The sequence below is a fragment of the Melioribacteraceae bacterium 4301-Me genome (genome assembly GCA_041538185.1).
In the GTDB taxonomy this organism is placed as follows: Bacteria; Bacteroidota; Ignavibacteria; order Ignavibacteriales; family Melioribacteraceae; genus Pyranulibacter; species Pyranulibacter aquaticus.
Genome location: JBGORM010000004.1, coordinates 241,975 through 266,138, shown reverse-complemented (window position 1 = coordinate 266,138; position 24,164 = coordinate 241,975). Strand labels below are relative to the sequence as shown.

Genomic DNA, 24,164 nt, shown 5'->3' with positions numbered 1-24,164 from the left:
ATGGCCTCACAATCAGTTTATCAAAGTTAATTCAATCTTAATGCCACAAACCGCATTTTAATTTAATTATTATTCTCATATTTTTTAACAAATTGTTTAATTTAGTAAACAGTAATTGTTCTCTTAAATATAACCCAAACTTGCTCTTCAGAGGTAAATTAGTGAATTATAAAAACTAAACTTTAATAGAGGAGGATTAAAATGCCAAAAAAATTTTTTGAAGATAGACGACCACATAATGGAATGAAATACAATGAATACCTTGATTATTTCAAAAATAAATTAGAAGAAAATTTCGATGAACATATAAAATTAAATTTTCAGAGGACAAATAGAATTCATAAAATATATCAGATTGATAACGAATTAAAAAACATTATTTTAAGGATAAATTCAAATCAAATATGGATGGTACTTACTGAGGCTTGGTGTGGTGATTCAGCTCAGTCATTGCCTTATATAGCAATTTTTGCCGAGCAAAATCCTAAAATAGATTTAAGAATTTTACTTAGAGACAGCAATTTAGATATTATGGACCAGTATTTAACCGGCACCTCAAGAAGTATCCCCAAATTAATTTCTTTCGATTTAGATGGCAATGAACTTTTTCAATGGGGACCCCGCCCTAAAAAGGCGCAAGAGTTAATAGCAAAGTTAAGAGATGAAGGAATACCCAAAGAAAAGTACTTAGAAGAGTTACACAAGTGGTACGCTAATGACAAAGGGAAATCAATCGAGGAAGAGTTTAAAAAAATATTATCTAAGTTTTCTGCTTAATTTTCATAATTAAAAGGTATTACAAGTCTAACAACAGAGTTAACTGCGATGAAGTTTTGTTTACCAGGCAAAAACTTAGTTGCAAAAATTGCTGATTCTACTGCTTCATCGCAGCCATAGCCGATACCCTCAAGCACTTTTGTGTCTAATACAATGCCATTTTGGTCAACTTTAACTTCTACTAAAATATTGCCCTTCAGTTTTAACCTTTTTGCTATTGCTGGTACTATAATTTTATCTGTAATTGATTTAAGCCCACCTACAGGTTGAGCACATTCGTCAATTTCACATGTATAATATTTTTTTTCTATTGTATTTTTTTGTTCAACTTTTTCTTGTTCCCCCTGCTTATTTGACAAAAATGCGGGTTTATTATTAATTAATTCGCCGTTATTTGTAACAAATGTATTTTGCTGCTTATCCAATTCAAAATAAACATTGATTGTAACATGCGACTCAACTATCTTACCTTTACGCTGCCCAGGAATAAATTTAGTTTCTTTTACAGCTTCTATAGCAGCTTCATCGCAGCCAAGGCCAAGATGCTTTATCACCTCAGTATTTACTACATCACCATTTGTATCTACTGTCGCAATAAGCGTAACTGTTCCTTGTAAACCATACATTAGTGCATGCTCAGGATATATTAATTTTTTTTGGATTGAGTTTATTCCTTCAATTGGAATAGGACAGATATCCACGTCACAAATTAAGGTTTGATTTTTCTTTTGTAAGATTTCTAACTGTCTATTGCCTGCCAAATAATCTTGTGGTAAAGCTTTATAGGTAGTATCAAAAGGAAATTTTTTGTAAGAGATTCTCTTGCCAAGTTTATATTCGGCGACCTCATTTAATTGACCGTTACTATAATAAGATTTATAAATACCATCTATAATTCCATTTGACACATAATATTCTTTTTTCAGTAGACCGCTTTCATAATACTCCCTTACCCAACCATTTAACTTACCGAGACTAAAAGACTTTTCAGCTTGAAGATTGCCATTCGGATAGAACCAATATGATATACCGTCGTAAATATCGTTTATATATGAAATATCTGCTCTTAGAGTGCCATCAGCATAGTAGCTTTTCGAATGGCCATTTTGAGCAAATGATAAATCTAAAAAACCTGTTATTAAACAAAATATAAACAGAAAAGGAGTGTATCCTGTAAAAAACGCATTAATTCTATGAGATTCAAATAACTTCTGCATGTTTATCTGCATGATAAGAACTTCGAACAAGGGGTGCGGATTCAACAGCTTTAAAGCCAAGCCGGAGTCCATATTCTTTAAATTCTTTAAACTCATTTAGAGTAACATAACGATCGACTGGTAAATGATTTTTTGTAGGCTGCAAGTATTGACCAATAGTCATAATATCACATCCATAAGAAAAGAGGTCATTCATTAATTCAAAAACTTCAGTATTTGTTTCGCCGATACCAACCATTATTCCACTTTTAGTTCTTAACCCGCGTCGTTTAAACCATTGAATTAGTCTCAAACTCCTTTCATATTTTGCCTGTGGTCTTACAGCATGGTATAATCTTTTAACAGTCTCTAAGTTGTGATTAAGAATATCAGGTGGGTTTTTCATAATTATTTCAAAAGCATGCTCTTCGCCTTTAAAATCCGGAATAAGTATTTCGATAGTAGTCAGTGGCATTTTTTGGCGAATTAATTTCACCGTTTCACTAAAAATTGAAGCTCCTCCATCGTATAGTTCATCGCGATTTACAGACGTAATCACCACATGTCTCAGATTTAATTTAGCTACTGATTCTGCTACTCTTCTTGGTTCATCTAAATCCAGCTTTTTAGGTAATCCAAGCTTAACATTACAAAAACCGCAGCTCCTAGTACAAGTATCACCAAGTATCATAAAAGTAGCAGTTCTCCTATTCCAACATTCGGCTATATTTGGGCACTTAGCTTCTTCGCAAACAGTATTAAGTTTGTTTTCGCGCATCAATTGATAAACATCTTTATAGTTCTGTCCACTTGGCAAGCGAACCTTTAGCCATTCAGGTCTTTTCCCAAGCGGTGGTCTTGATTGCTCCACAATTTCTTTAAATGCTTTTTGATGTTGATTAATTTTCATTACTTCTCCTAGTCAAAGGTATTTTGTAGTGGTTTGAATCTTAGATTATATCCGTATCAAAATTTTCTAAGGTATCTTTAATTAGCTTTAAGAATTTTCCTCCTAGCATACCATCAATTAAACGATGATCATGACTAAGAGATAAATACATCATAGGTTTAATTGCAATAGTCTCCAATCCATTAATTTCTACAACGACGGCTTTTTTTGTAACTGCGCCGACCCCAAGAATACCAACTTCAGGTTGATTAATTATCGGGGTACCAAACAAAGAACCAAATACGCCATAATTTGTAATTGTAAAAGTCCCATCCATAATATCTTCTGGCAATAATTTCTTATTACGCGCTTTAAATCCTAACTCAGCAATTGCTTTAGCCAGACCTCTGATATTTTTCTCATCGGCTCTTTTTATGTTAGGGACAATTAAACCGTTCGGCTCAACAGCAACTGCGATTCCCAGATTAATAAATTTTTTCAGCACAATATTATTACCGTCAATAGAGGCATTTAAGTAAGGATACTCTTTCAATCCTTTTATAACTGCATACGAAATAAAAGGCATATACGTTAATTTAATGCCCTCTTTCTCATTAAATGAATCGCGATTTTGTAAAATATAATTGTGTATTTTGGTCATATCTACTTCAATTACAGCTGTAACATGAACAGAAGTATCGCGACTATTAACCATGTGATACATAATTCGCTGACGCAGATTATCCATTGGAATAATTTCTACTCCAGTTTCTGTTGGCATCTTAGCTTGCTGAGCTTCTTCGATAAGTGTTTTTTCTTCCTTTTGCGTAACAACTACTTTACCTTTACTCTGCTTTTTATTTTCAATATAAGAAAGAATATCTTTCTTAGTAACCCTTCCTCCAATACCAGTACCAGTAATTTTATCTAATTCGTTAAGTTCAATTCCTTCTGATTTTGCTATATTCAAGACCAAAGGGGAATAAAATCTGTTAACTTCTACTTTTTCTTCTGTTGGCTTTGCAACTTGTTTTTCTACTCTTTGATGAGTAGTTAAGGTTTCACTTTCTGTTAGTTTCTCTTTTTTTTGCTGTTTGACAATTCCGCTACTGGTAGTTAACCTGGCTACAACAGCTCCAACTTCGGCGGTTTCATTTTCACCAACTAAAATTTCGGTCAAAGTTCCTTCTAAAGGTGATGGTACTTCAGTATCAACTTTATCCGTACTTATTTCAAACAATATTTCATCCTTCTTAACTTTATCACCCACCTTTTTATGCCACTTAATTACAGTTCCTTCCATTACAGATTCACCCATTTTAGGCATTACAATATCAATTAATTCTCCACCTACTTGAGTTGTTGAAGGTATTTCTTCAACTGTTATTTTTGGTTTAGGTTCATCTTTTACCATTATATTTTCGCTATCAGTTTCAATGATAGCAACTACAGTACCCACCTCAGCTGTTTCTTGTTCAAAAACTTTTATTTCAGCCAGAACCCCATCTTCAGGCGAAGGAATTTCTGTATCGACTTTATCTGTACTTATTTCAAATAAGATTTCATCCTTTTTAACTTTTTCGCCCTTTTTTTTATGCCATTTAATTATTGTTCCTTCATTAATACTTTCGCCCATTTTAGGCATTACGACTTCTACTTTCATCTATTTTCCCTTTAGAAAATTTTTAAACTTAGTATTGAAGTATATTTTTAATTTCAGAATAAATTTTATTTCGGTTAGGTAAAATATAGCTTTCTAATTTTGGATGATATGGAATTGGAGTATCTTTAGCTGCTATTCTTTTTACCGGTCCATCTAAGTATTCAAAACAATTTTCTGCTATAAGTGCAGCGATTTCTGCTCCAAAGCCAGCGGTTAAAGTATCTTCATGAACAACAATAGCCTTATTAGTTTTCTTAACTGAATTATATATTGTTTCAACATCCAGCGGTGCAATAGTTCGTATATCAATTAGTTCGATGGAATAACCTTCTTCTTCCAGTTTTTTTATTGCAAAATTTGATTCGTGCACCATAGCGCCGTAAGTAATAACCGTTAAATCATTACCTTTTTTTAGAACATTAGCTTTACCGAATGGGATTAAATATTCTGCATCGGGTTCAGGTTTAGTTGCATAACTTTGTCTATATAATCCTTTATGTTCAAGGAAAAGCACTGGGTCGTTAAGACGCAGGGCTGTTTTCAATAAGCCTTTTGCATCGGCTGCATTGCTTGGGTAAGCAATTAATAAACCCGGCATATGAGAGAAAAAGCCTTCAATGTTTTGGCTGTGGTAAAGTCCACCATGAATAAACCCTCCCACAGCAACACGTATTACAACTGGAGCTTCGAAGAGGTTATTAGACCTGTAGCGATACATTACAAGTTCATCTCTGATTTGCATAAATGCAGGCCAAATATAGTCTCCAAATTGAATTTCAACAGATGGCTTTAATCCAGTAAGAGACATACCAATAGCAACGCCCAGTATACTTGCTTCGGCTAATGGTGAGTTAAAAACCCTTTCGTTTCCAAATTGAGTTGAAAGCCCTTTTGTAGCTGAAAAAACCCCGCCTTTCGGGTCAGCGACATCTTCTCCAAAGATGTAAATTTTATCATTACGTTCCATTTCTTCTCTTAAGGCATGATTGATAGCATCTACCATTACAACAGGTTTACCTTCCTTTTTAGTCTTTTCATATTCAAGTTTATTTTTTTTGTCTGATTCATCAAGTACAAATCTTATTGCGCTTTCAGGTTCTGGTTCTGGTTGTTTTAATGCCCAATCTGCCGATTCATTAATATGATTATTAATTTCTTTTTTCAATTCTGCATAAGCAAGTTCCGTTAATATATTTTTCTTAATTAAAAGATTAGCAAACTTTTCTATTGGGTCTTCCTTTATGTCCTTTTCTATTGATTCTTTCGACCTATATTTTTTCTGGTCATCCGATGAAGAATGAGACATCAATCTTACAACATGAGCTTGAACAAGAGCAGGTCCTTTTCTTTGTCGTGCATATTTAACTGCCGATTGAGCAATTGCATTAACTGCCAAGTAGTCGGTGCCATCAACATCTAATCTTAATAAATTTTCATAACCTTTCATCATTTCTGTAATTGAACTATTTTTACCAGCAGTTTGGTTTTCTACAGGCACTGAAATTGCCCATTTATTATTTTGAATAACAAAAACCACAGGAAGTTTATCTCTACTTGCCCAATTGACAGCCTCATGGAATTCACCTTCACTTGTTGCACCCTCGCCGCTACTTACATAAACAATTGCTCCTGTATTTTTTTTAACTTGAGCTAAGGCTGTCCCAACAGCCTGCAAAAATTGTGTGCCTGTTGGACTTGATTGAGTTGGCACATTTAATTCCTTAGATGACCAATGACATGGCATTTGGCGGGCTCCACATAAAGGATCATCAGCTTTAGCTAACATGTGAAGCCAAATCTGTTCTGGTGTTAGACCCAATGCCAACATAAATGCCATATCGCGATAATAAGGGAATGCCCAGTCAAGACCTTTTTTCATTGCAAGCCCAAATGCAACTTGTGTAGCTTCATGTCCTGAACCTGGAATATGGAAGAAAGCTTTCCCCTGTTTCAATAATGTCATTTGTTTATGGTCCATCTGGCGCGCCATATACATAAGTCTCAATACATTCATTAGTTCATCTTTCGTCATGCCGCCAAATGAATCTATTTTACCTGTTGGTGCTTTTATTTCGCTTATGGCTGAGTTAGCCGTTTCTATTTTCCCATTTTTTGTCATTTCTCACCTCAAGTTAAAATTAATGCAATGGAATTAAGTTACTGCACTAAAATTGACTTTAACTCCTCAATTTCTTTTTTGTTATAAGCATCATAACCAAACACTTCTACAAATTTCTCCAATACTGTTCTTTTTACTTCATCTATAATTAATTTTTGTTTTAGTTCTTTTTCTAAAGAAGTTACTTCTTTATCTTTTATTCCGCAAGGTATAATACCATTGAAGTAAGATAAATCCGTATTTACATTAAATGCAAATCCGTGCATTGTAATCCAACGACTAACTTTAACTCCAATTGCAGCAATTTTACGGTCGTTTATCCAAACTCCAGTATATTTAGGATTTCTCCCTGCATCAATTCCGAAGGCTTTGCATGTAAGTATAATAACTTCTTCTAAAGCTCTTAAATACAAATGAGTATCTTGTTTCCAATTTTTTAAATTAATTATAGGATAACCAACTATTTGTCCCGGACCGTGATAAGTAATATCGCCTCCGCGGTCAATTTCGTAAACAGAAATATTATTTCTTTTCAAGTAATCTGCAGAACTTATCAAGTTATTTTTATCGGCTACTTTACCAAGTGTATAAGTATGAGGATGTTCGAGCAAGAGCAGAACATCATTTATTTTGTTTTGCAATCTTAAATCAAAAATCTCCTTCTGAATGTCCCATGCTATTCCATATTCAATTAAACCAAGATTGCAATAATCTAAGCTTCTATATGTGAATCGCTTCTCCATAAGCTTGTGCAGCTGCTTCCATAATTGACTCAGAGAGTGTTGGGTGTGCATGTATAGTTTTAAGAATGGTTTCGTAAGTTGCTTCATGCGATTTTGCGATTCCTAATTCTGCAATCATTTCTGTAGCCTCTGAGCCAATAATGTGAGCACCTAAAAGTTCTCCATATTTTTCTTCAAAAATTAATTTAACAAAACCGTTGCGTTCACCAATTGCAAAAGCTTTACCGCTTGCCATAAAGGGGAATTTACCAATTTTAATTTTATACCCCTTCTCCTTAGCTTTTTCTTCAGTTAAACCTATACTAGCAACTTGTGGTTGACAGTATGTACATCCTGGAATTGAATCGTAATCAATTTGATGATTTTTTCCTTTAAATGATTCTACACAACTTATCCCTTCTGCAGAAGCTACATGTGCCAGCAAGGGCGGACCAATAACATCACCAATTGCGTATACATTAGGTATATTTGTTTGATAATTTTTTTTATCAACTTTTATATGCCCTTTATTAATTTCAATGCCCAATTCTTCAAGTCCAAAACCTTCTACATTTCCAGTTACACCTACTGCTGATAAGACTTTTTCTGCTTTCAATTCCAGCTGCTTACCATCTTTTTCTATAGTTACTTTTACATACTTATTTTCAATTTTTGCACTAATTACTTTTGTTGAAGTAAAAATTTCAATTCCTCGTTTTCTAAAACTCTTTTCTAACTCTGCAGAGATTTCTTTATCCTCCTGCGGCAAAATTGAACTCAGCATTTCAATAATCATTACTTTAGTACCAAAAACATTATAGAAATAAGCAAATTCAACTCCAATTGCACCAGCACCTATAATAATCAAATCTTTTGGCTGCTTATCTAAAGCCATTGCCTCAGAACTAGTGATAATATTTTTTTTATCAATTGGAATGTTTGGCAGTTCTTTTGGACGAGCGCCAGTTGCAATTATAATTCTTTTGGCTTTTACTGAACTTACTTGTTCTCCATTGTTATCAAACACATCAATTTGATTGTTAGATATAATTTTCCCAAATCCTTTTATTCTATCTACTTTATTTTTTTTAATAAGAAATTCGACGTTATTTGTAATTCTATCGGATATATCGCGGCTACGTTTAATAATTTTATTAAAATCAAATGTAAGTTCAGAAACTTTAATCCCAAAATCTTCTGAGCGGTTTTTCATTAAATCGTAAATTTCTGCATTTTTTAAAAGAGATTTTGTAGGAATACAACCCCAATTTAAACAGATGCCCCCAAGCTTATCTTTATCAATTACAACAGTCTTAAACCCCAATTGTCCCGAACGAATTGCAGCAACGTAACCACCAGGTCCCCCACCCAAAACAGCAACTTCGTATTCTTTTGCCATAATTCCTCAGTTAATTGATTCATTTACTTATTCAAATAAGATTTTACTTATAAATATAATTATCTATAGCGTTAAAAAAAACTAAAGCTCCGATTATTATAGAAATACTATCATGAGTACACCTAAGAACATTACAACAGAACCCAGCATACGTTCTTTCCAATTTAATTCCTTTAAGAATCCTGCACCAATTAATACTGAAAAAATTCCCGACATCCTTTTCATTGCAACTACGTATACCACATAAGTCATTGATAAAGCTGCCATATGAAAAATAAATGTTCCGACTGTAAATATGCTTACATTAAAAAGACTTTTGATATTATGGAATTTAAACGAAGGGATTTTATTTCTCTTGAATACCAATACAATTAATGTAATACAAATAAAAATAAAAAGGTTCATAAAAATAATATGCTGGTATACTGAAGCATTATTGATGCAAATCTTGTCAAAGTTTGCAGAAAAACTCCAAAGTACAGCCACTAAAAACATCAATCTAGTTCCTTTGTTAGTAAACAACTCTTTAATCGGTGATAATAATGAAGTGCCATTATTATTTAAGTTTAGTAGATATGACCCAAACACAACTAACAAAACGCCTACTACTCCCAAAAAGCTGGGTTTTTCGCCAAGTATCAAAGGTTCTATGAAAAGCAAAAACAGCGGAGTAAAACTTAACATTGGCATCACCTTAGAAATATCATCGTGAGCAATTGAATGCATGTATAAGATAGTTGCTATAACATTAATTAATGAAGTAGCCGTGAGACTAAGTAAATAATCTTTATTTAAGTTCAGCGGGATAAAAAATAAAAGTGGTATAAAAAAAAGTAATGGGAGCATATTATTAAACCAAGCAATTATAATTGGGTCAAATTCTTTTGAAGCTTTTTTAATGAACATGCTTCTAAAGCCTTCTGCAATAGGATTTAAAGTTGCAAAGAGTACCCACATATTTTGTCCAGAAATAAAGTTTATTGAATTGTATTAGATTTTTTAAAATTTCTTCATTGTTAAAACACCTAAGTTAAAACAAAAATCATATCAACATCTTTTTAATCATACGTTATCTAACAACATAAAATCTCTTTTCTTATTTTCTTTTTTATTGTTTATGTTTTTTAATTTATAAATACAAATTGAGTTAAGCGGACAAACGCCGCAGCTTGGATTTTTAGGCTTACAGATTTCTCTTCCAAGTCTAATTAAATTTGTATGTAATGAATGTGCTATACCCTCAGGCAACTTTTCATTTAGCAAATAAAAAGTTTTATCGGGGTTGGTAGCTGATACAATTCCTAATCTATTTAAGGTACGATGAACATGTGTATCCACTGGGCACACATTTCTATTCATCGAAAATAAAAGCACACAACTTGCTGTTTTAACCCCGACACCTTTGAATCTAATTAAATTGTCAATAGCATCTTTATTTGTATAGTCGGCAAGGTAATCAAGAGTGATTTTCCCATTTTCTTTGTAAAGGTTTGAAATTAAGTTTTTGATTGCAAAAGATTTTTGTTCACCTAAGCCAGCAACTCGAATTAATTTTTCAATTACCGTTCTTTTTACTTTCAACAAATCAATCCATTGAGGGAACTTGTTCTTTAAGTTTTGGAACGCCCTGTAAGAATTGTTGTCGTTAGTGTTTTGCGAAAGAATAGTTGCAATTAAAAGGTCAACTGGCTCTGGAGGAGTTGCAGCCCTTTTGGGTAAACCAAATTTATTTATTAATAATTTATTAATCTTGTTTATTTTAGCAGAAAAGTTTGTCATAAAAAATTTTTAGGCAAAAATACTAAATTGTGTACATAAAAAGATTTTTTTAATCAAAAGAAAAATAAACAAGCTACTGGAGGTTAAATGCCTACTTTAATGGCAAGTGTTTCCGGAATAAGAGGAGTTGTTGGAGACGGATTAGACCCAAATGTAATTATACAATATACTTCTGCTTTTGCAGAATTTTGTGGCAAAGGAAAAATTGTAGTTGGTACAGATGGAAGAATTTCTGGTGAGGCAATAAAAGATATTGTAATTGGAACGCTGCTATTCAAAGGGAATGATGTTGTTGATATAGGCATTTCACCAACACCAACGGTTTTGTTTAATGTAAAGAATTTAAAAGCTGCTGGCGGTATTCAAATTTCTGCAAGTCATAATCCAAACGAATGGAATGCACTCAAACTGTTGAATAGAAATGGAGAATTTTTGAGTCCTGATGAAAATAAAAAGATGGTATCTTTTTTAGATTCTGCCATTAAAAAATTTATGAGTTGGAATAAGCTCGGCAGATATGAAAATTACAGCAAAGGTTTAGATGAACACATAAACTCAATTTTAAAAATGAACTATATTGATGTTGCGAAACTCAAAAAAAGAAAGTTTAGAGTATTATTAGACTGTGTAAATGGAGCCGGCAGCTATTCAATGCCAAGATTATTAGAAAAATTAGGTTGTAAGGTAATTAAAATAAATTGCGATAAAAGTGGAATTTTTCCTCGCAACCCTGAACCTCTCCCTCAAAATTTAAAGTCTACAATAAAAGCAATCAAAAAAAACAAAGTAGATTTGGGAGTAGTGGTAGACCCTGATGTAGACAGACTTGTTTTAATTACCGAAAGTGGTGAACCATTTGGCGAAGAAAATACAATCACACAGGCTGTAAAATTTATTTTATCAAAAAAGAAAGGGAATGTTGTAGTAAATCTTTCAACTACTCGTGCTGTGGATGATATAGCAAATGAATTTAATTGTAGAGTTTTTCGCTCACCTGTTGGTGAAGCAAACGTAGTAAAACTCATGAAAAAAGTTAAAGCTATTATAGGCGGTGAAGGGAGTGGCGGCGTAATTTTGCCTGAAGTAAATTTTGGCAGAGACGCTTTAGTTGCTACAGCATTAACTTTACAACATCTTCTTGAATTTAACGGGAGACTGAGCGAGTTAAAAAAATCACTACCGCAGTATCATATAATTAAAAGCAAAATTAAGCTCAATTCTAAAAATCCTGATGAGATTATTAATAAAATAGCTGAGAAGTATAAAGACAAAAAAGTTAATTTGGATGATGGACTAAAAATTGATTTTGAGGATCATTGGGTAAATTTCCGGAAATCAAACACTGAACCAATAATTAGATGTATTGTAGAAGCAAAAACAAAAAAGCATGCAGAATTTTTGACCAATATTTATCTTAAAGAGATTACACAATTTATTCAAAGTTAATTGATTTTAGTAAATAGGCCTTACAAACTTATTGGTAATTTTCTTATTCGCTTGCCAGTAGCGGCAAAAATTGCATTTGCCAACGAAGGCGCACAAGCTCCTACAGCTACCTCACCAACGCCGCCCACACTAAATGTATTTTGCATAATATGTGTTTCAACTATGGGCATTTCAGAAAAAGTTAATATTGGGAAATCATCAAAATTACTTTCTACTACGCTGCCATTACGTATTGTAATTTGTCCCTTTAACGCAGCTGAAAGTGAAAAAGCAATGGCACTATCTACTTGTTGCTCAACAATATCTGGATTAACAACAATTCCACAATCAATTGCACATGTAACTTTATCCACTTTAATTTCATTATTTTCGTTCACAGTAACTTCGGTTACTTCTGCACAGTAGCTATCGTATCCAGAAAATACTGCAAGTCCCATTCCTTTACCCTTGGGCAATTTTTTACCCCATCCAGATTTTTCCGCAGCAACTTTTAACACATTTTTCAATCGAGAGTTATCAGGTAACATTTCCATTCTAAATAAATATGGGTCTTTGCCAGCAGCATAGGCAAGTTCATCAATAAAACTTTCGGCAGCAAATGGATTTTGTGAATGATACACAGCTCTCCAATACCAAATTGGTATTGGTACTTCCACTATACTGCCAGTAATTTTATAGTTGGGAATTTCATAGTCATGCTCAACAGCACCTCCAACAGTATCGTATCTTTTAGGAGATAATTTTACCCCTGAATTCTGTTCCCAAATAGAAGGCGCAATTACATGATGTGAAAAGAAAAGAAGTTTATTTCTTTTGTTGATTATTCCTTTTAAATGATGCATGCTAACGGGGCGGTATCTATCATGTTTAATATCATCTTCTCTAGTCCAAATAACTTTGACAGGTTTATTTACTGCTTTTGATATCTCAGCAGCTTCTATGACAAAATCTGTATGTGAACGTCTGCCGAATCCGCCACCCATTAAAGTGACATAAACTGTAACATTATCTTCATCTAGACCTAATTTTTCAGCAACAGCAGTTCTAGCTTGTTGTGGACTTTGAGTAGGAGCCCAAATTTCAGCCTTATTATTTTCGACCTTTGCAACGCAATTCATTGGCTCCATTGTTGCATGAGCTTCGAAAGGTACTTCATAAACAGCTTCTATTTTTTTAGCACCTTCATCAGTTAATAAGTCTATGTCCCCTTTACTTTCTACAAGCTCGCCGTCTACTTTCAATTTTTCCTTTAGTCTATTCCTTATTGATTCGCTGTCAACATTAACATTAGGTCCTTCATCCCAAATAACAGACAAGGCATTTTTCCCCTTAAATGCGTGCCATGTTGAATCTGCAACCACTGCTATACCGCTTGAAATTTCCTTTACATCGAATATTCCATTAATTGATTTGACTTTTGAGGCATCAAAACTTTTTACCTTCGCACCGAAAACTGGACTACGACTAACAGCTGCATACAACATACCGGGCAACACGATATCAATTCCATATTTTGCTTTTCCATAAACTTTTGCTGGTGTATCAAGTCTATGCAACCTTTTACCTATTATTTTAAAATCTTTTGGGTCTTTCAACTTAACATTTTTCGGTACAGGCAGTTTTGAAGCATCCTCCACCAAATCGCCATAACTAATTTTTTTATTATTAATTTTATTTATTACGTATCCGTTTTCTGCTTTGCAATCTGAACTTTTAACTTTCCATCTGGCCGCAGCTGCTGTTATTAGCATTTCGCGAGCAGTTGCACCAGCTATTCGAAAAGGCTCCCATGACCTTCTAATACTTGTACTTCCGCCGGTGACTTGATTGCCATATTTCTTATCACCTTCAGCTTGCTCAATTCTAATCTTCTCCCAATCTACTTCTAACTCCTCTGCTAATAACATTGGAAGTGAAGTGCGGACACCTTGACCCATTTCAGATCGGTGTACAATTATAGTAACAATACCATTCGAGTCAATTTTGAGATATACACTTGGTGAAAAAATTTTGGGTTCACCGTCAAGTTTTGCTAACCAATTATCAGCTGGAAGGTAAGAAACAAGGAATAAAGAAGTGCTGCTTAGACTAAAGACCTTAATAAACTCTCGCCGTGTTCTCTTTTTCATTGTTTATCTTCCACTATTTTTAAAATTGCTTTCTTTATTCTATTATAAGTTCCGCATCTGCATAATACACTATTCATTGTCTCATCGATTTCCCTTTTGGTCGGTTTATTATTGTTTGCAATTAATGCTGCCACGTTCATTATTTGTCCAGGTTGGCAATAACCACATTGTGATACTTCAACATCAATCCATGTTTTTAAGATAGGGTTATTTGGATTTGCAGCCAACCCTTCAATTGTTGTTATGGATTTACCATTAACTTCTTCGATAGTAATTGAACATGACCTTTCGGCTTTCCCGTTAACAAGAACAGTACATGCACCACAGATTCCTATGCCGCATCCGTACTTTGTTCCAGTTAAATTCAATATGTCTCTTAGTACCCATAATAATGGGGTGTCGGAATCCGCAGTTAAAACTTTTTTCTCACCATTTACTTTTATAGAAAATTCAGCCATTATTAATTTACCTTTAGCTGTTTATTTGTAAAATAAAAACGATAGAGGAAAAACACAATAAAAATAAAATGGTCATATACTATCCGATTAACCATCCATTGCAAATTAGTCTAATTTGTATAGAGTTTAGAAAAGCAATTCTATCTAGTAAAACATAAAAAATTATTCTCTAGATTTTTTTTAAAAAAAGCATGTAAATGCTATTAAGCAGTGATTTTTTCTTATATTTGCACCCAAGAAAATGCCAAGCCCCAATCGGCAAGTTTGTACCCAACCCCGTCAGGTCCGGAAGGAAGCAGCGGTAAGTATTAAACTTGGGTGGTTGGTGTGCTTGGCAGTTTTTTTACTTACACAGAATTAGCTGCAGTTAACCCAGCATAAGTATTTTTATACAAAAAGAAATTATCAACCATCAAATCTCAAATTTAATTCCTTGAGCTAAGGGTAGCTTTGTGCTATAATTAATAGTATTTGTTTGGCGACGCATATAAAATTTCCAAGCATCTGAACCGGATTCTCTACCGCCACCTGTATGTTTTTCCCCGCCAAAAGCACCTCCAATTTCTGCCCCGCTGGTGCCAATATTAACATTGGCTATGCCGCAATCTGAACCTTCAACAGAAAGAAATTCTTCAGCTTCTTTGAGGTTATTTGTAAATATTGCTGATGATAAACCTTGCACTACATTATTCTGGATATAAATTGCATTTTTTACATCGCCCTTATACTTAATCAAGTATAGAATAGGTGCAAATGTTTCTTCCTGAACAATTTTATATTCGTTTTTTGCTTCAACGATTGCTGGTACTACATAACAACCCGATTCATAGCCTTTACCTTTCAGCACTTTGCCGCCAAATAAAATTTTACCGCCTTCTTTTTTCACTTTTTCTAATGCATCAACAAACAGTTCCACAGCAGCTTTATCGATAAGCGGTCCGACATGATTTTTCTCATTAAGAGGATTACCGATTTTTAAACTTTTATAAGCTTTTATCAAAGAATTTTTCACTTGATCATAAACATCTTCGTGGACAATTAACCTTCTTGTTGTAGTGCACCTTTGTCCTGCTGTCCCAACTGCACCAAAAACAACTGCGGGTATTGCTAATTTCAAATCCGCTTCTTTAGTTATTATGATTGCATTGTTACCGCCCAATTCAAGAATTGACCTGCCAAATCTTCTTGCAATTACCTCAGCAGCATGTTTTCCTACTTCAATTGAACCAGTAATGGAAATTAAAGGAATTCTTTTATCATTGATTAATTTTTCACCTACCGATGAACCCTTACCGATAACAATAGAAAACAAACCTTCCGGTAAATTATTTGCTTCAATTACCTCACCCAGAATATTTTGAACAGCAATTGCGCTCAAAGGAACTTTCGAAGATGGTTTCCATAAGTTAGTATCACCGCATACAGTAGCTATCATTGCATTCCACGACCAGACAGCAACAGGGAAATTAAAAGCAGTAATAATTCCAACAACACCAAGTGGATGGTATTGGTCATACATTCGATGTTTTTCCCTTTCAGATTGCATTGTAAAGCCATAAAGTTGACGAGACTGTCCAACTGCAAAATCACAAATATCAATCATTTCTTGAACTTCACCCAATCCTTCCTGAAGTGACTTTCCCATTTCATAAGAAACAAGCGTACCTAATGGTTTTTTATACTGGCGCAGCTTTAACCCAATTTGACGTACTACCTCTCCTCTTTTTGGTGCTGGTACTGTCCTCCAAAACAAAAAAGCTTCATATGCTTTCTTAATTACTTGTTCATAATCTTTTTCTGTTGCTTGATAAACAGACGCAATTAATTTACCATCGACTGGTGAAAAGACATCGATTACGCCGCCATCTTTCGAACCAATCCATTTCAATCCTGTTGAAGCTCCTAAATTTCTTTTTTTAATGCCGAGTTCCTTTAAAAAATCCATTGTAACCTCTGCCATTTTTGTTTTTAAAAGTATTATTTATATAAATAAATGAGTAAAAAATAATGCTATATGCTGATAAAATTTAACAAGAATAAAAAAGTAATACAACCGAACAAACAATTCCATTAATTACTTAATTACTTTACTGGTAGAATAGTTGCAATTGAGGATTGTATGGCATTTTCTTCCAATGCATAATTTTGTTTAACTGAATTGTAATTGAACTGAATTACCGAGCCTTTTAAGTTAGAGCAGACTAAAGTAATCCATACAAAATTTTGCTGCTCACCTTTGAAATAGGTAAAATTCATCCCAGCTTTTGTAAAATTTACCATTGCTTTTAAATTAGGATTCAATTTTTGGCTTAGTGTACTTTTGTACAACTCAAAATTTGCATTTGATACTCTGCCCGAATCTTCGAAAACAACCATCCCCACGTTTAACAATCCACTGGTTGTAGTATTAAAAAAAACATAAGTCGGAGTAAAGATAAATTTTTCTTGCCCTTTTATTCCTTTACCATAAAGTGATATTTCCTTTTTAGAAGCTAAGGTTGGCGTTAACAGCCAGTTTTTAGGTGTATTAAATTTTATCCCAAGATTTTTATCATAAATTTTTACACCAATGAGAGTCGTATCAATTTTTAAGAAATCATCATTACTATTTATATTTTTCTCTTTGGTACAGTTAGTAAGAAAGGGAAAAGAGAACAGAAACAGTAAGTATCTAATAACTTTTGTAACTGTTTTTAAGATACTATGTTGATTAGTGAAAGTTGTCATTTTATCTAATGAATTGATTTAGCTAAGTTAACTCCTTAACTTTGTATATCAAAGATAAATAAATATGAATCATTTTATAAATTTTTTAAAGATTACTGGAAGAAAAACTCTTAGGAGCTATTTTATTTCCCGCCTCGAAGAGGTCTTTTAATCTCATCTCCAATTTATATTTACATCATATTATACTTCAAAAAATTGGAGGTAAAAATGCATTCCGCTAATAATAAACATATTTTAAATCAAACTGTGAAAGCAATCCCAGCAGAAAAAGTTCACGAAGTACTCAAAAAATTTATGTTAATTGATGGTTTCGAATTAGTACTCGATTTAGAAAAAAGTCAAGGGCTAAACATAATTGACGCAAAAACTGGAGAAAGGTACTTAGACTTTTTTTCATTTTTTGCTTCATCTCCGGTAGGGATAAATCATCCCAAAATGAATACAAAAGAATTCAAAGAAGAAATTGCAGTTGCCGCTTTGAATAAGCCTTCCAATTCAGATATTTACACTATTCAAATGGCAAGCTTTGTAGATACATTCTCAAAAATTGCGATGCCCAATTATTTTAAGTATCTATTTTTCATTGAAGGCGGTGCTTTAGCTGTAGAAAACGGATTAAAGACAGCATTTGATTGGAAGACTAGAAAAAACTTTCAAAAAGGATACAAAGAAGAAAAAGGTCAAAAAGTAATTCATTTCCGCGAAGCTTTTCATGGAAGAAGCGGCTATACAATGTCGTTAACCAATACTGACCCTAACAAAGTTGCTCTTTATCCAAAGTTCAATTGGCCTCGAATAACAAATCCAAAAATTATTTTCCCAGTGGAAGAAAACATCGATAAAATTAAACAAGCAGAGGAAAAAGCAATAAACGAAATTTATGATGCAATTAAAACATATAAGGATGATATTGCTCTAATAATAATTGAGCCCATACAATGCGAAGGTGGCGATAACTTTTTTAGAAAAGAATTTTTTATTAAGCTTAGAGAAATAGCAGACGAGAATGAAATTTTATTGATGTTTGATGAAGTACAAACTGGAATTGCTATGACAGGCAAAATGTGGGCTCATCAGTATTTTGTTAACCCTGATATAATTGCTTTTGGCAAAAAAACTCAAGTCTGCGGCATAATGGTAAATAATAGGATAGATGATGTAGCTGACAACGTCTTTCATAAATCAAGTCGTATTAATTCGACGTGGGGCGGTAATCTCGCCGATATGGTGCGCTCAAAAAAATACTTGGAAATTATTCAGGAAGAAAAATTGATTGATAATGCTGCTAATATGGGTAAACACCTCTTAAAAAGATTATATGAATTACAAGCTGAATTTCCAACATTAGTAAGCCAAGCCCGCGGTTTAGGACTGCTTTGTTCATTTGACATGCCCAACACAGATTTACGTAATAAATTTTTGAAGGAGCTTTATAAGGAAAAGGTGATAATGCTCGGCTGCGGGACTAAGACCATAAGATTTCGACCACCGCTTATAGTTAATGAAAGCGAAATTGATATTGGCATTTCAAAAATTAAGAATGTATTATCTAAATTAGCTAACGAAAAAGTATAAGATAGAAGATTGGCAGTTTATATTTAATAATGGAAAAACATTAGGGATGAATTTCTTGTTGATGGCTAATATTGTTAGTGAAGTATTACTTTAATGGTCGAAACACATCATAAGGACAAGTTGAATGGGTAGACTATATGTGGTAGCCACCCCAATTGGCAATTTAAAAGACATTACATTGCGTGCAATAGATACACTTAATGAAGTTGACTTTATAATTTGCGAAGACACTCGAAAGTCTAAAATTCTTCTTGATACATATCAAATACGAAAGGAAATGATTTCTTATAATGCACATTCTGAAACTAAAAAAATACCTTTTATTATTGAACAACTATTACAAGGGAAAAGTATTGCTTTAATATCGGATGCAGGCACACCATGTATTTCAGATCCGGGCATACGTTTAGTAAACGAGGCAATAAAAAGAAATATTGAAATTATAGGAATACCAGGTGCAAATGCTGCCACATTAGCTCTTAGCATTTCAGGTATACCTACTGACTCTTATGTCTTTGAGGGTTTCCTTCCTCAAAAGAAAGGCAGACAAACGAAATTAAAAGAACTATCTAAAGAAGAAAGGACGATCGTTTTGTACGAATCAGTATATAGAATCGAAAAATTGTTAAAAGAATTAAGTGTTTATATGCCTAACAGATATATTGTAGTTTGGCGAGAACTAACTAAAATGTTTGAAGAAAGTTGGCGAGGTTATCCTTTTGAAATTCTTAACCAATTTTCTTTAAAAACAATAAAAGGAGAATTTGTAATTATAATTGCTCCCAAAAAATGGAAAGAAAATTTTAGATAATGATTCGGTAATTAAGTTTATATTTTATTCCTCATCGTATTGAATAAGTGAATGAACTTCATATCTGCTTAGTTTTTCTCTACCCTTCAAAAATGCTAATTCAATTAAAAAAGAAATTTGTTCTACTTTGCCACCTAAGTTTTCAATTAGCTTACATGCTGCATTCATTGTACCACCAGTAGCTAAAAGATCGTCATGGAGCAACACAGTATCTCCAGGTTGAATAGCATCTTTATGAATTTCAATTGAATCTACACCATACTCTAAAATATAAGATTCTGAAATAGACGGGGCAGGCAATTTACCTGGTTTTCGAATAGGAACAAAACCAGCACCTAATTTTATAGCCAGAGCACCTCCTAAAATAAATCCTCGAGATTCTATACCAACTACTTTTGTTATCTTCTTTGTTTTAGATAAATTATATAATTCTTCTAAAGCATAATTAAGGCCATTTTTATCTTTAAGCAAAGTAGTGATATCTCTAAACATTATTCCCTTTTTAGGAAAATCTGGTACGGTTCTAATTAAGGATTTTAACTCCATTGAATATCCCCTTTATTTTTACGGTTAACTTTCCTGTTTAGAAATTCATCAAATTTCTTAATATTGTAACAATTGATAACCTCATTAACTTGCAGCCCACCTTTCCTTGCCACCATAATACCATAATTTATTTCACTTATGGAACTTATAGAATGTGCATCCGGATTAATGGAAAACTTACAACCTTTTTCCCTTGCCGGTAATATAAACCTCCAATCTAAATCTAGCCTTTGTGGATTAGCATTTATTTCTATTGCAACGTTATTTTCTTTGCATGCATCTATTACCTTATACATACTAACTTTGTAAGGTTCGCGGGCTAATAGCAGTCTACCTGAAGGATGTCCCAAAAGATCAGAATACTGATTCTCAATTGCCTTAATAAGTCTATTAGTCATCTCATTTTCATTTAAACCAAAGTTTGAATGTACAGATATTACCACAAAATCAAATACTTTTAGGATTTGGTCATCGTAATCCAATTTGCCATTTGAAAGGATATCACATTCAATACCGTGATAAATATAAGGGCCATCTGCTTGGTTTAATTTTTCAATTAAGGATTTTTGCTGAAGAATTTTCTTTTCGTCCATTCCATTTGCATAAAAAGCTGATTTACTATGATCACAAACAGCTATATACCTAAAACCCATTTTCTGAGCTTGAAAACGCATTTCTTCTAAAGAATTCAATCCATCAGAATAATTAGTATGAAAATGGAGCAAACCTTGAAAATGTTCAATTGAAAGGTCGGTTGCTAACTGTAGTTTTACGGGATAATCAAAAAGCTGCTCCTCTCGCATTTCAGGAATTACATAACAATGATTTAAAGTTTTAAAAATTTCTTCTTCGGAGTTGTACTCTAATTTACTTTGACTATAATTAAGCTTTTCCAAAAAAGCTTTACTGCCTGTAGACTCAAACAATATTTTAGTGTAAGTCTGCGGTTTATTAATAACATAAATTTCACATATTTTGTTAAATTCGTAATTAAAGACTAATTTTAAATAATTAGATTCATCAATAATATCGTTAAGTAAAAATTTCTCACTAAGTACATTTTTAACATTCTGTATATTCTTTGCTAAAACAACAATTTCTATTTTAGAAATTACTTCATTTATCCTACGAAGTTCTCCAGTAACTTCGCATTTTATTACATCAGGAATGGTTGAAAGATAGGCTAATATTTCATCTTTATATTTAGTAGCCAAGTCCAATAGAATATACTTCTTAGCTTCGTTCAGTTTATTTATTTCTTCTAAAATATGTCTTTGAGATTGGGCACTAAAGCCTTTCAACTTTAATAGCTGATTTTCTTCACACGCTTTAGCTAAACTATCAACAGAGGAAACACCTAATTGGTCATACAGCAATTTAATCTTCTTTGCTCCCAAGCCTTTGATATTGAACAATTCCCAGATTGTAGCCGGGTATTTAGATTTCAGCCTTTCATAATCTTCTACTTTCCCTTTACTTTTGAACTCCTCAATAATCGATAAAATACCTTTTCCTATCCCTTTAATGTTGGCAATTTCGCCTGAGTTCAAGTAGTACTCTAAATCATCATCTAATGAAAGTATAATTTCTGAAGCTTTTCTTAACGCCTTTATTCTAAATGGGTTATCATTATTGAGCTCTAATAAATCAGAATAATTTTCAAGAAGTTGGGCTATTTCTATTTTAAGAGACATAAACTTTATGCTACTTGTTCAAAATTATTTTTAAGCTCCGACAGATAGGAAAGCAATAAATCTTCTAATTGAGCATATTCTTCTATTTTCATCAATTCTTTTCTAACTTGTGCTGCTCCAAATAATCCCTTTAAGTAACCCGAATAAAATTTTCTAAATGGGATAATTGCTCCCCTGACACCTTTAATTTCAATAGCATATTTAAGATGCCGAAGAATAGTTGTGATTCTTTCTTCTACTGTTACCGAATTTACAATTTTACCATTTTTCATTAATTCTTTCACTTCTCTAAAAATCCATGGGTTACCTATCGCACCCCTCGCAATCATAACTGCATCTACGTTAGTTTGGTTAAATGCTCTTACAGCATCCTCAGCCGACATGACTCCGCCATTTAAAGCTACAGGTATAGAAATATTTTCTTTAACCTTTGCAATTATTTCCCAGTTAGGTTCTCCAGAATGACCTTGACTTCTTGTTCTTCCGTGAATAGTAATTGCAGCAGCGCCTGCATCTTCAATTCTTTTGGCAATTTCCAAAATATGAATTGAATTGTTATCCCACCCGATTCTAGTTTTAACAGTGACAGGTATATTAACAGTTTTTACAATAGCCTCAACCATTTTTTGCATATAAGGGGGGTCTTTTAATAAACCAGCACCAGCTCCTCTATTTGCAACTTTCTTAACCCAACAGCCGGCATTAATATCAATTATATCTGGATTCCGAGATTCAGCAATTTTTGCCGCCTCAATCATAGGTTGTAAGTTTCCGCCATAAATTTGAATTCCTATAGGTCGTTCTTCATCTAAAATTGTTAATTTCTGCTCAGTTTTTTTGTTATTACGAACAAGCCCATCAGAATTGACAAATTCAGTATACACAACATCGGCACCATATTCTTTACAAATTTTTCGGAATGCAACATCGGTCACATCTTCCATCGGTGCAAGTAAAATTGCCTTTTCTATATTTATTTTACCTACTTTAAACATGCTCTAAAGCTTGCGAAAGTTTATGTGAAGATAATAAGAATAAAGCAATCAAAAAAGTAACGAAAGTAAACGCGGCACCAGTTATAAATGGGAATTGATAACCAAAAAAATTAAAGGAGAACCCTCCCCATAAAGGTCCAAGTACCCTCCCAAATGCAGAAAACGACGAATTAAGTCCTAAAACCGCTCCTTGCTGCTTCTCAGAAGAGTATTTTGAAATCATACTTAAAACAGTAGGTTGTAAGATTCCAACGCCCAAGCCAAGAACACATGCTATTGCTGCAACTCCTATAAAATTTACTCCATAAGGCAATAGTGCCAATGAGAGCGACATAAAAACAGCACCAATTAATACGACTGATCTTTCTGAAAATTTGCTTGACAAAATTCTCATTAAACCACCTTGCACAATTGCACTGACAATCCCAAGTATACCAAACAATTCACCAATTTGTCTATCAGTAAAATTGTAGACCTTATATCCCAACAATGAAAAAGTCCCATAAATATTTGCCATTGAAAAAACTATTATAAAAAAAATCACAATTAGCAATCCAACTATATTATGTTTTAATATTTGTTTTGCAAATTTGATATCAATCAAGCTATGATTCTCTAGACGATTTGCTTCTAAAATATGTTTAGGTTCTGGCAACATAAAAAAAGCATACAGAAAAGCTACGGAAGACATAAAAGCACTTGCAAAGCCGGTAATTTGATAACCATAGCCAGAGAGGAAACCTCCTATTAAAGGACCAAAGACAAAACCTAAGCCAAAAGCAGCGCCAATTACCCCCATCCCTTTTGCTCTTTCTTCTTTTGGTGTAATATCAGCAATATAGGCTTGAGCAGCACCAATATTGCTACCTCCAATTCCACCCAAAACTCTAGAAAATAGTAACAAAATAAATGAGGACGAAAAACTAAAAACAATATATGAGGTAATTGTAAACAAAAGTGAAAAAAGAATAATCCGTCTTCTTCCTATTTTATCCGAAAGCCTGCCAAGAGTATGACTAAAAATAAATTGAATAAAAGAATATGAAGCAATAATGATCCCTATCCCAAAATCTGAAATCCCCAGGCTTTTACTTGCAAAAGTGGGTAGTATGGGAATTAGTATTCCAAAACCCATTAAGTCAATGAATATTGTAATGAAAATAACTGTTAGAGACGCTTTTTTATTCATACGAAATTTCAAAATAATTGTGCAAAAATAAAAAAATAATAAAGGAATTG

At 33.3% G+C, this 24,164-nt stretch carries 20 protein-coding genes and 1 other RNA gene; 5 read left to right on the top strand and 16 right to left on the bottom strand.

Going from position 1 to position 24,164, the window contains the following annotated elements; all coding sequences use genetic code 11:
- Nucleotides 1-201: 201 nt before the first annotated feature.
- Complete coding sequence (locus tag ABRY23_08960) at nucleotides 202-777, top strand: thioredoxin family protein (protein ID MFA3783178.1); 576 nt, start codon at nucleotides 202-204, stop codon at nucleotides 775-777.
- On the opposite strand, the gene ABRY23_08955 is transcribed toward ABRY23_08960, so the two are convergent.
- From ABRY23_08955 to nth, 8 genes are all read right to left on the bottom strand, one after another.
- Nucleotides 774-1,994 carry a TonB family protein gene (locus tag ABRY23_08955; GenBank protein ID MFA3783177.1) on the bottom strand — a complete coding sequence of 407 codons (1,221 nt, stop codon included), beginning with the start codon at nucleotides 1,992-1,994 and terminating at the stop codon, nucleotides 774-776. The genes ABRY23_08960 and ABRY23_08955 overlap by 4 nt on opposite strands.
- Complete coding sequence (lipA, locus tag ABRY23_08950) at nucleotides 1,978-2,883, bottom strand: lipoyl synthase (protein MFA3783176.1); 906 nt, start codon at nucleotides 2,881-2,883, stop codon at nucleotides 1,978-1,980. Before lipA ends, ABRY23_08955 begins: the two co-directional genes overlap by 17 nt.
- Nucleotides 2,884-2,923: 40 nt before the next feature.
- Nucleotides 2,924-4,525 (bottom strand): 2-oxoglutarate dehydrogenase, E2 component, dihydrolipoamide succinyltransferase, encoded by a 1,602-nt coding sequence (gene sucB / locus ABRY23_08945; protein ID MFA3783175.1) that lies wholly within the window; start codon nucleotides 4,523-4,525, stop codon nucleotides 2,924-2,926.
- 28 nt (nucleotides 4,526-4,553) lie between these two features.
- Nucleotides 4,554-6,644, bottom strand: coding sequence for a thiamine pyrophosphate-dependent enzyme (locus ABRY23_08940; GenBank protein MFA3783174.1), 2,091 nt, complete (start codon nucleotides 6,642-6,644; stop codon nucleotides 4,554-4,556).
- A gap of 38 nt (nucleotides 6,645-6,682) precedes the next feature.
- Nucleotides 6,683-7,387 (bottom strand): lipoyl(octanoyl) transferase LipB, encoded by a 705-nt coding sequence (lipB, locus tag ABRY23_08935; protein ID MFA3783173.1) that lies wholly within the window; start codon nucleotides 7,385-7,387, stop codon nucleotides 6,683-6,685.
- Nucleotides 7,365-8,765 carry a dihydrolipoyl dehydrogenase gene (lpdA, locus tag ABRY23_08930; GenBank protein MFA3783172.1) on the bottom strand — a complete coding sequence of 467 codons (1,401 nt, stop codon included), beginning with the start codon at nucleotides 8,763-8,765 and terminating at the stop codon, nucleotides 7,365-7,367. The genes lipB and lpdA overlap by 23 nt, the downstream gene beginning before the upstream one ends.
- A 96-nt stretch (nucleotides 8,766-8,861) precedes the next feature.
- Nucleotides 8,862-9,722 carry an EamA family transporter gene (locus tag ABRY23_08925; GenBank protein ID MFA3783171.1) on the bottom strand — a complete coding sequence of 287 codons (861 nt, stop codon included), beginning with the start codon at nucleotides 9,720-9,722 and terminating at the stop codon, nucleotides 8,862-8,864.
- Nucleotides 9,723-9,827: 105 nt separating this feature from the next.
- Complete coding sequence (gene nth / locus ABRY23_08920; protein MFA3783170.1) at nucleotides 9,828-10,544, bottom strand: endonuclease III; 717 nt, start codon at nucleotides 10,542-10,544, stop codon at nucleotides 9,828-9,830.
- A gap of 87 nt (nucleotides 10,545-10,631) precedes the next feature.
- Between nth and glmM the strand changes: the two genes are divergently transcribed.
- A complete protein-coding gene (glmM, locus tag ABRY23_08915) occupies nucleotides 10,632-11,990 on the top strand; it encodes a phosphoglucosamine mutase (GenBank protein MFA3783169.1) in 1,359 nt (452 codons plus the stop codon).
- 20 nt (nucleotides 11,991-12,010) lie between these two features.
- Here glmM and ABRY23_08910 read toward each other — a convergent pair whose 3' ends face one another.
- Both ABRY23_08910 and ABRY23_08905 read right to left on the bottom strand, forming a co-directional pair.
- Nucleotides 12,011-14,119 carry a molybdopterin cofactor-binding domain-containing protein gene (locus ABRY23_08910; GenBank protein MFA3783168.1) on the bottom strand — a complete coding sequence of 703 codons (2,109 nt, stop codon included), beginning with the start codon at nucleotides 14,117-14,119 and terminating at the stop codon, nucleotides 12,011-12,013.
- Nucleotides 14,116-14,577 carry a (2Fe-2S)-binding protein gene (locus tag ABRY23_08905; protein ID MFA3783167.1) on the bottom strand — a complete coding sequence of 154 codons (462 nt, stop codon included), beginning with the start codon at nucleotides 14,575-14,577 and terminating at the stop codon, nucleotides 14,116-14,118. Before ABRY23_08905 ends, ABRY23_08910 begins: the two co-directional genes overlap by 4 nt.
- A gap of 242 nt (nucleotides 14,578-14,819) precedes the next feature.
- On the opposite strand from ABRY23_08905, the gene ffs reads away from it, so the two are divergent.
- Nucleotides 14,820-14,917: signal recognition particle sRNA small type (gene ffs, locus ABRY23_08900), an RNA gene on the top strand.
- Between the two features lie 72 nt (nucleotides 14,918-14,989).
- Here the strand turns inward: ffs and ABRY23_08895 are convergent.
- A complete protein-coding gene (locus ABRY23_08895; GenBank protein MFA3783166.1) occupies nucleotides 14,990-16,522 on the bottom strand; it encodes an aldehyde dehydrogenase family protein in 1,533 nt (510 codons plus the stop codon).
- 137 nt (nucleotides 16,523-16,659) lie between these two features.
- Nucleotides 16,660-17,304 carry a hypothetical protein gene (locus ABRY23_08890; GenBank protein MFA3783165.1) on the bottom strand — a complete coding sequence of 215 codons (645 nt, stop codon included), beginning with the start codon at nucleotides 17,302-17,304 and terminating at the stop codon, nucleotides 16,660-16,662.
- A gap of 207 nt (nucleotides 17,305-17,511) precedes the next feature.
- On the opposite strand from ABRY23_08890, the gene lat reads away from it, so the two are divergent.
- Nucleotides 17,512-18,879, top strand: a complete 1,368-nt coding sequence (lat, locus tag ABRY23_08885; protein MFA3783164.1) for an L-lysine 6-transaminase — start codon at nucleotides 17,512-17,514, stop codon at nucleotides 18,877-18,879.
- Between the two features lie 124 nt (nucleotides 18,880-19,003).
- A complete protein-coding gene (gene rsmI, locus ABRY23_08880; protein ID MFA3783163.1) occupies nucleotides 19,004-19,690 on the top strand; it encodes a 16S rRNA (cytidine(1402)-2'-O)-methyltransferase in 687 nt (228 codons plus the stop codon).
- A gap of 24 nt (nucleotides 19,691-19,714) precedes the next feature.
- Here rsmI and ABRY23_08875 read toward each other — a convergent pair whose 3' ends face one another.
- From ABRY23_08875 to ABRY23_08860, 4 genes are read right to left on the bottom strand one after another with little or no spacing between them, the layout of a single operon-like run.
- Nucleotides 19,715-20,236 carry an adenine phosphoribosyltransferase gene (locus ABRY23_08875; GenBank protein ID MFA3783162.1) on the bottom strand — a complete coding sequence of 174 codons (522 nt, stop codon included), beginning with the start codon at nucleotides 20,234-20,236 and terminating at the stop codon, nucleotides 19,715-19,717.
- Nucleotides 20,227-21,930, bottom strand: coding sequence for a PHP domain-containing protein (locus ABRY23_08870; protein MFA3783161.1), 1,704 nt, complete (start codon nucleotides 21,928-21,930; stop codon nucleotides 20,227-20,229). Before ABRY23_08870 ends, ABRY23_08875 begins: the two co-directional genes overlap by 10 nt.
- 5 nt (nucleotides 21,931-21,935) lie before the next feature.
- Nucleotides 21,936-22,925: a tRNA dihydrouridine synthase DusB gene (dusB, locus tag ABRY23_08865; protein MFA3783160.1), complete on the bottom strand. Its 990-nt coding sequence runs from the start codon at nucleotides 22,923-22,925 to the stop codon at nucleotides 21,936-21,938.
- Complete coding sequence (locus ABRY23_08860) at nucleotides 22,918-24,114, bottom strand: MFS transporter (protein ID MFA3783159.1); 1,197 nt, start codon at nucleotides 24,112-24,114, stop codon at nucleotides 22,918-22,920. Before ABRY23_08860 ends, dusB begins: the two co-directional genes overlap by 8 nt.
- Nucleotides 24,115-24,164: the final 50 nt, after the last annotated feature.

Excerpts from the sequence above, each read along its gene's own strand:
- ABRY23_08960 (MFA3783178.1), top strand. The coding sequence starts at position 202 with ATGCCAAAAAAATTTTTTGAAGATAGACGACCACATAATGGAATGAAA.
- ABRY23_08955 (MFA3783177.1), bottom strand. The coding sequence starts at position 1,994 with ATGCAGAAGTTATTTGAATCTCATAGAATTAATGCGTTTTTTACAGGA.
- lipA (MFA3783176.1), bottom strand. The coding sequence starts at position 2,883 with ATGAAAATTAATCAACATCAAAAAGCATTTAAAGAAATTGTGGAGCAA.
- sucB (MFA3783175.1), bottom strand. The coding sequence starts at position 4,525 with ATGAAAGTAGAAGTCGTAATGCCTAAAATGGGCGAAAGTATTAATGAA.
- ABRY23_08940 (MFA3783174.1), bottom strand. The coding sequence starts at position 6,644 with ATGACAAAAAATGGGAAAATAGAAACGGCTAACTCAGCCATAAGCGAA.
- lipB (MFA3783173.1), bottom strand. The coding sequence starts at position 7,387 with ATGGAGAAGCGATTCACATATAGAAGCTTAGATTATTGCAATCTTGGT.
- lpdA (MFA3783172.1), bottom strand. The coding sequence starts at position 8,765 with ATGGCAAAAGAATACGAAGTTGCTGTTTTGGGTGGGGGACCTGGTGGT.
- ABRY23_08925 (MFA3783171.1), bottom strand. The coding sequence starts at position 9,722 with ATGTGGGTACTCTTTGCAACTTTAAATCCTATTGCAGAAGGCTTTAGA.
- nth (MFA3783170.1), bottom strand. The coding sequence starts at position 10,544 with ATGACAAACTTTTCTGCTAAAATAAACAAGATTAATAAATTATTAATA.
- glmM (MFA3783169.1), top strand. The coding sequence starts at position 10,632 with ATGCCTACTTTAATGGCAAGTGTTTCCGGAATAAGAGGAGTTGTTGGA.
- ABRY23_08910 (MFA3783168.1), bottom strand. The coding sequence starts at position 14,119 with ATGAAAAAGAGAACACGGCGAGAGTTTATTAAGGTCTTTAGTCTAAGC.
- ABRY23_08905 (MFA3783167.1), bottom strand. The coding sequence starts at position 14,577 with ATGGCTGAATTTTCTATAAAAGTAAATGGTGAGAAAAAAGTTTTAACT.
- ABRY23_08895 (MFA3783166.1), bottom strand. The coding sequence starts at position 16,522 with ATGGATTTTTTAAAGGAACTCGGCATTAAAAAAAGAAATTTAGGAGCT.
- ABRY23_08890 (MFA3783165.1), bottom strand. The coding sequence starts at position 17,304 with ATGACAACTTTCACTAATCAACATAGTATCTTAAAAACAGTTACAAAA.
- lat (MFA3783164.1), top strand. The coding sequence starts at position 17,512 with ATGCATTCCGCTAATAATAAACATATTTTAAATCAAACTGTGAAAGCA.
- rsmI (MFA3783163.1), top strand. The coding sequence starts at position 19,004 with ATGGGTAGACTATATGTGGTAGCCACCCCAATTGGCAATTTAAAAGAC.
- ABRY23_08875 (MFA3783162.1), bottom strand. The coding sequence starts at position 20,236 with ATGGAGTTAAAATCCTTAATTAGAACCGTACCAGATTTTCCTAAAAAG.
- ABRY23_08870 (MFA3783161.1), bottom strand. The coding sequence starts at position 21,930 with ATGTCTCTTAAAATAGAAATAGCCCAACTTCTTGAAAATTATTCTGAT.
- dusB (MFA3783160.1), bottom strand. The coding sequence starts at position 22,925 with ATGTTTAAAGTAGGTAAAATAAATATAGAAAAGGCAATTTTACTTGCA.
- ABRY23_08860 (MFA3783159.1), bottom strand. The coding sequence starts at position 24,114 with ATGAATAAAAAAGCGTCTCTAACAGTTATTTTCATTACAATATTCATT.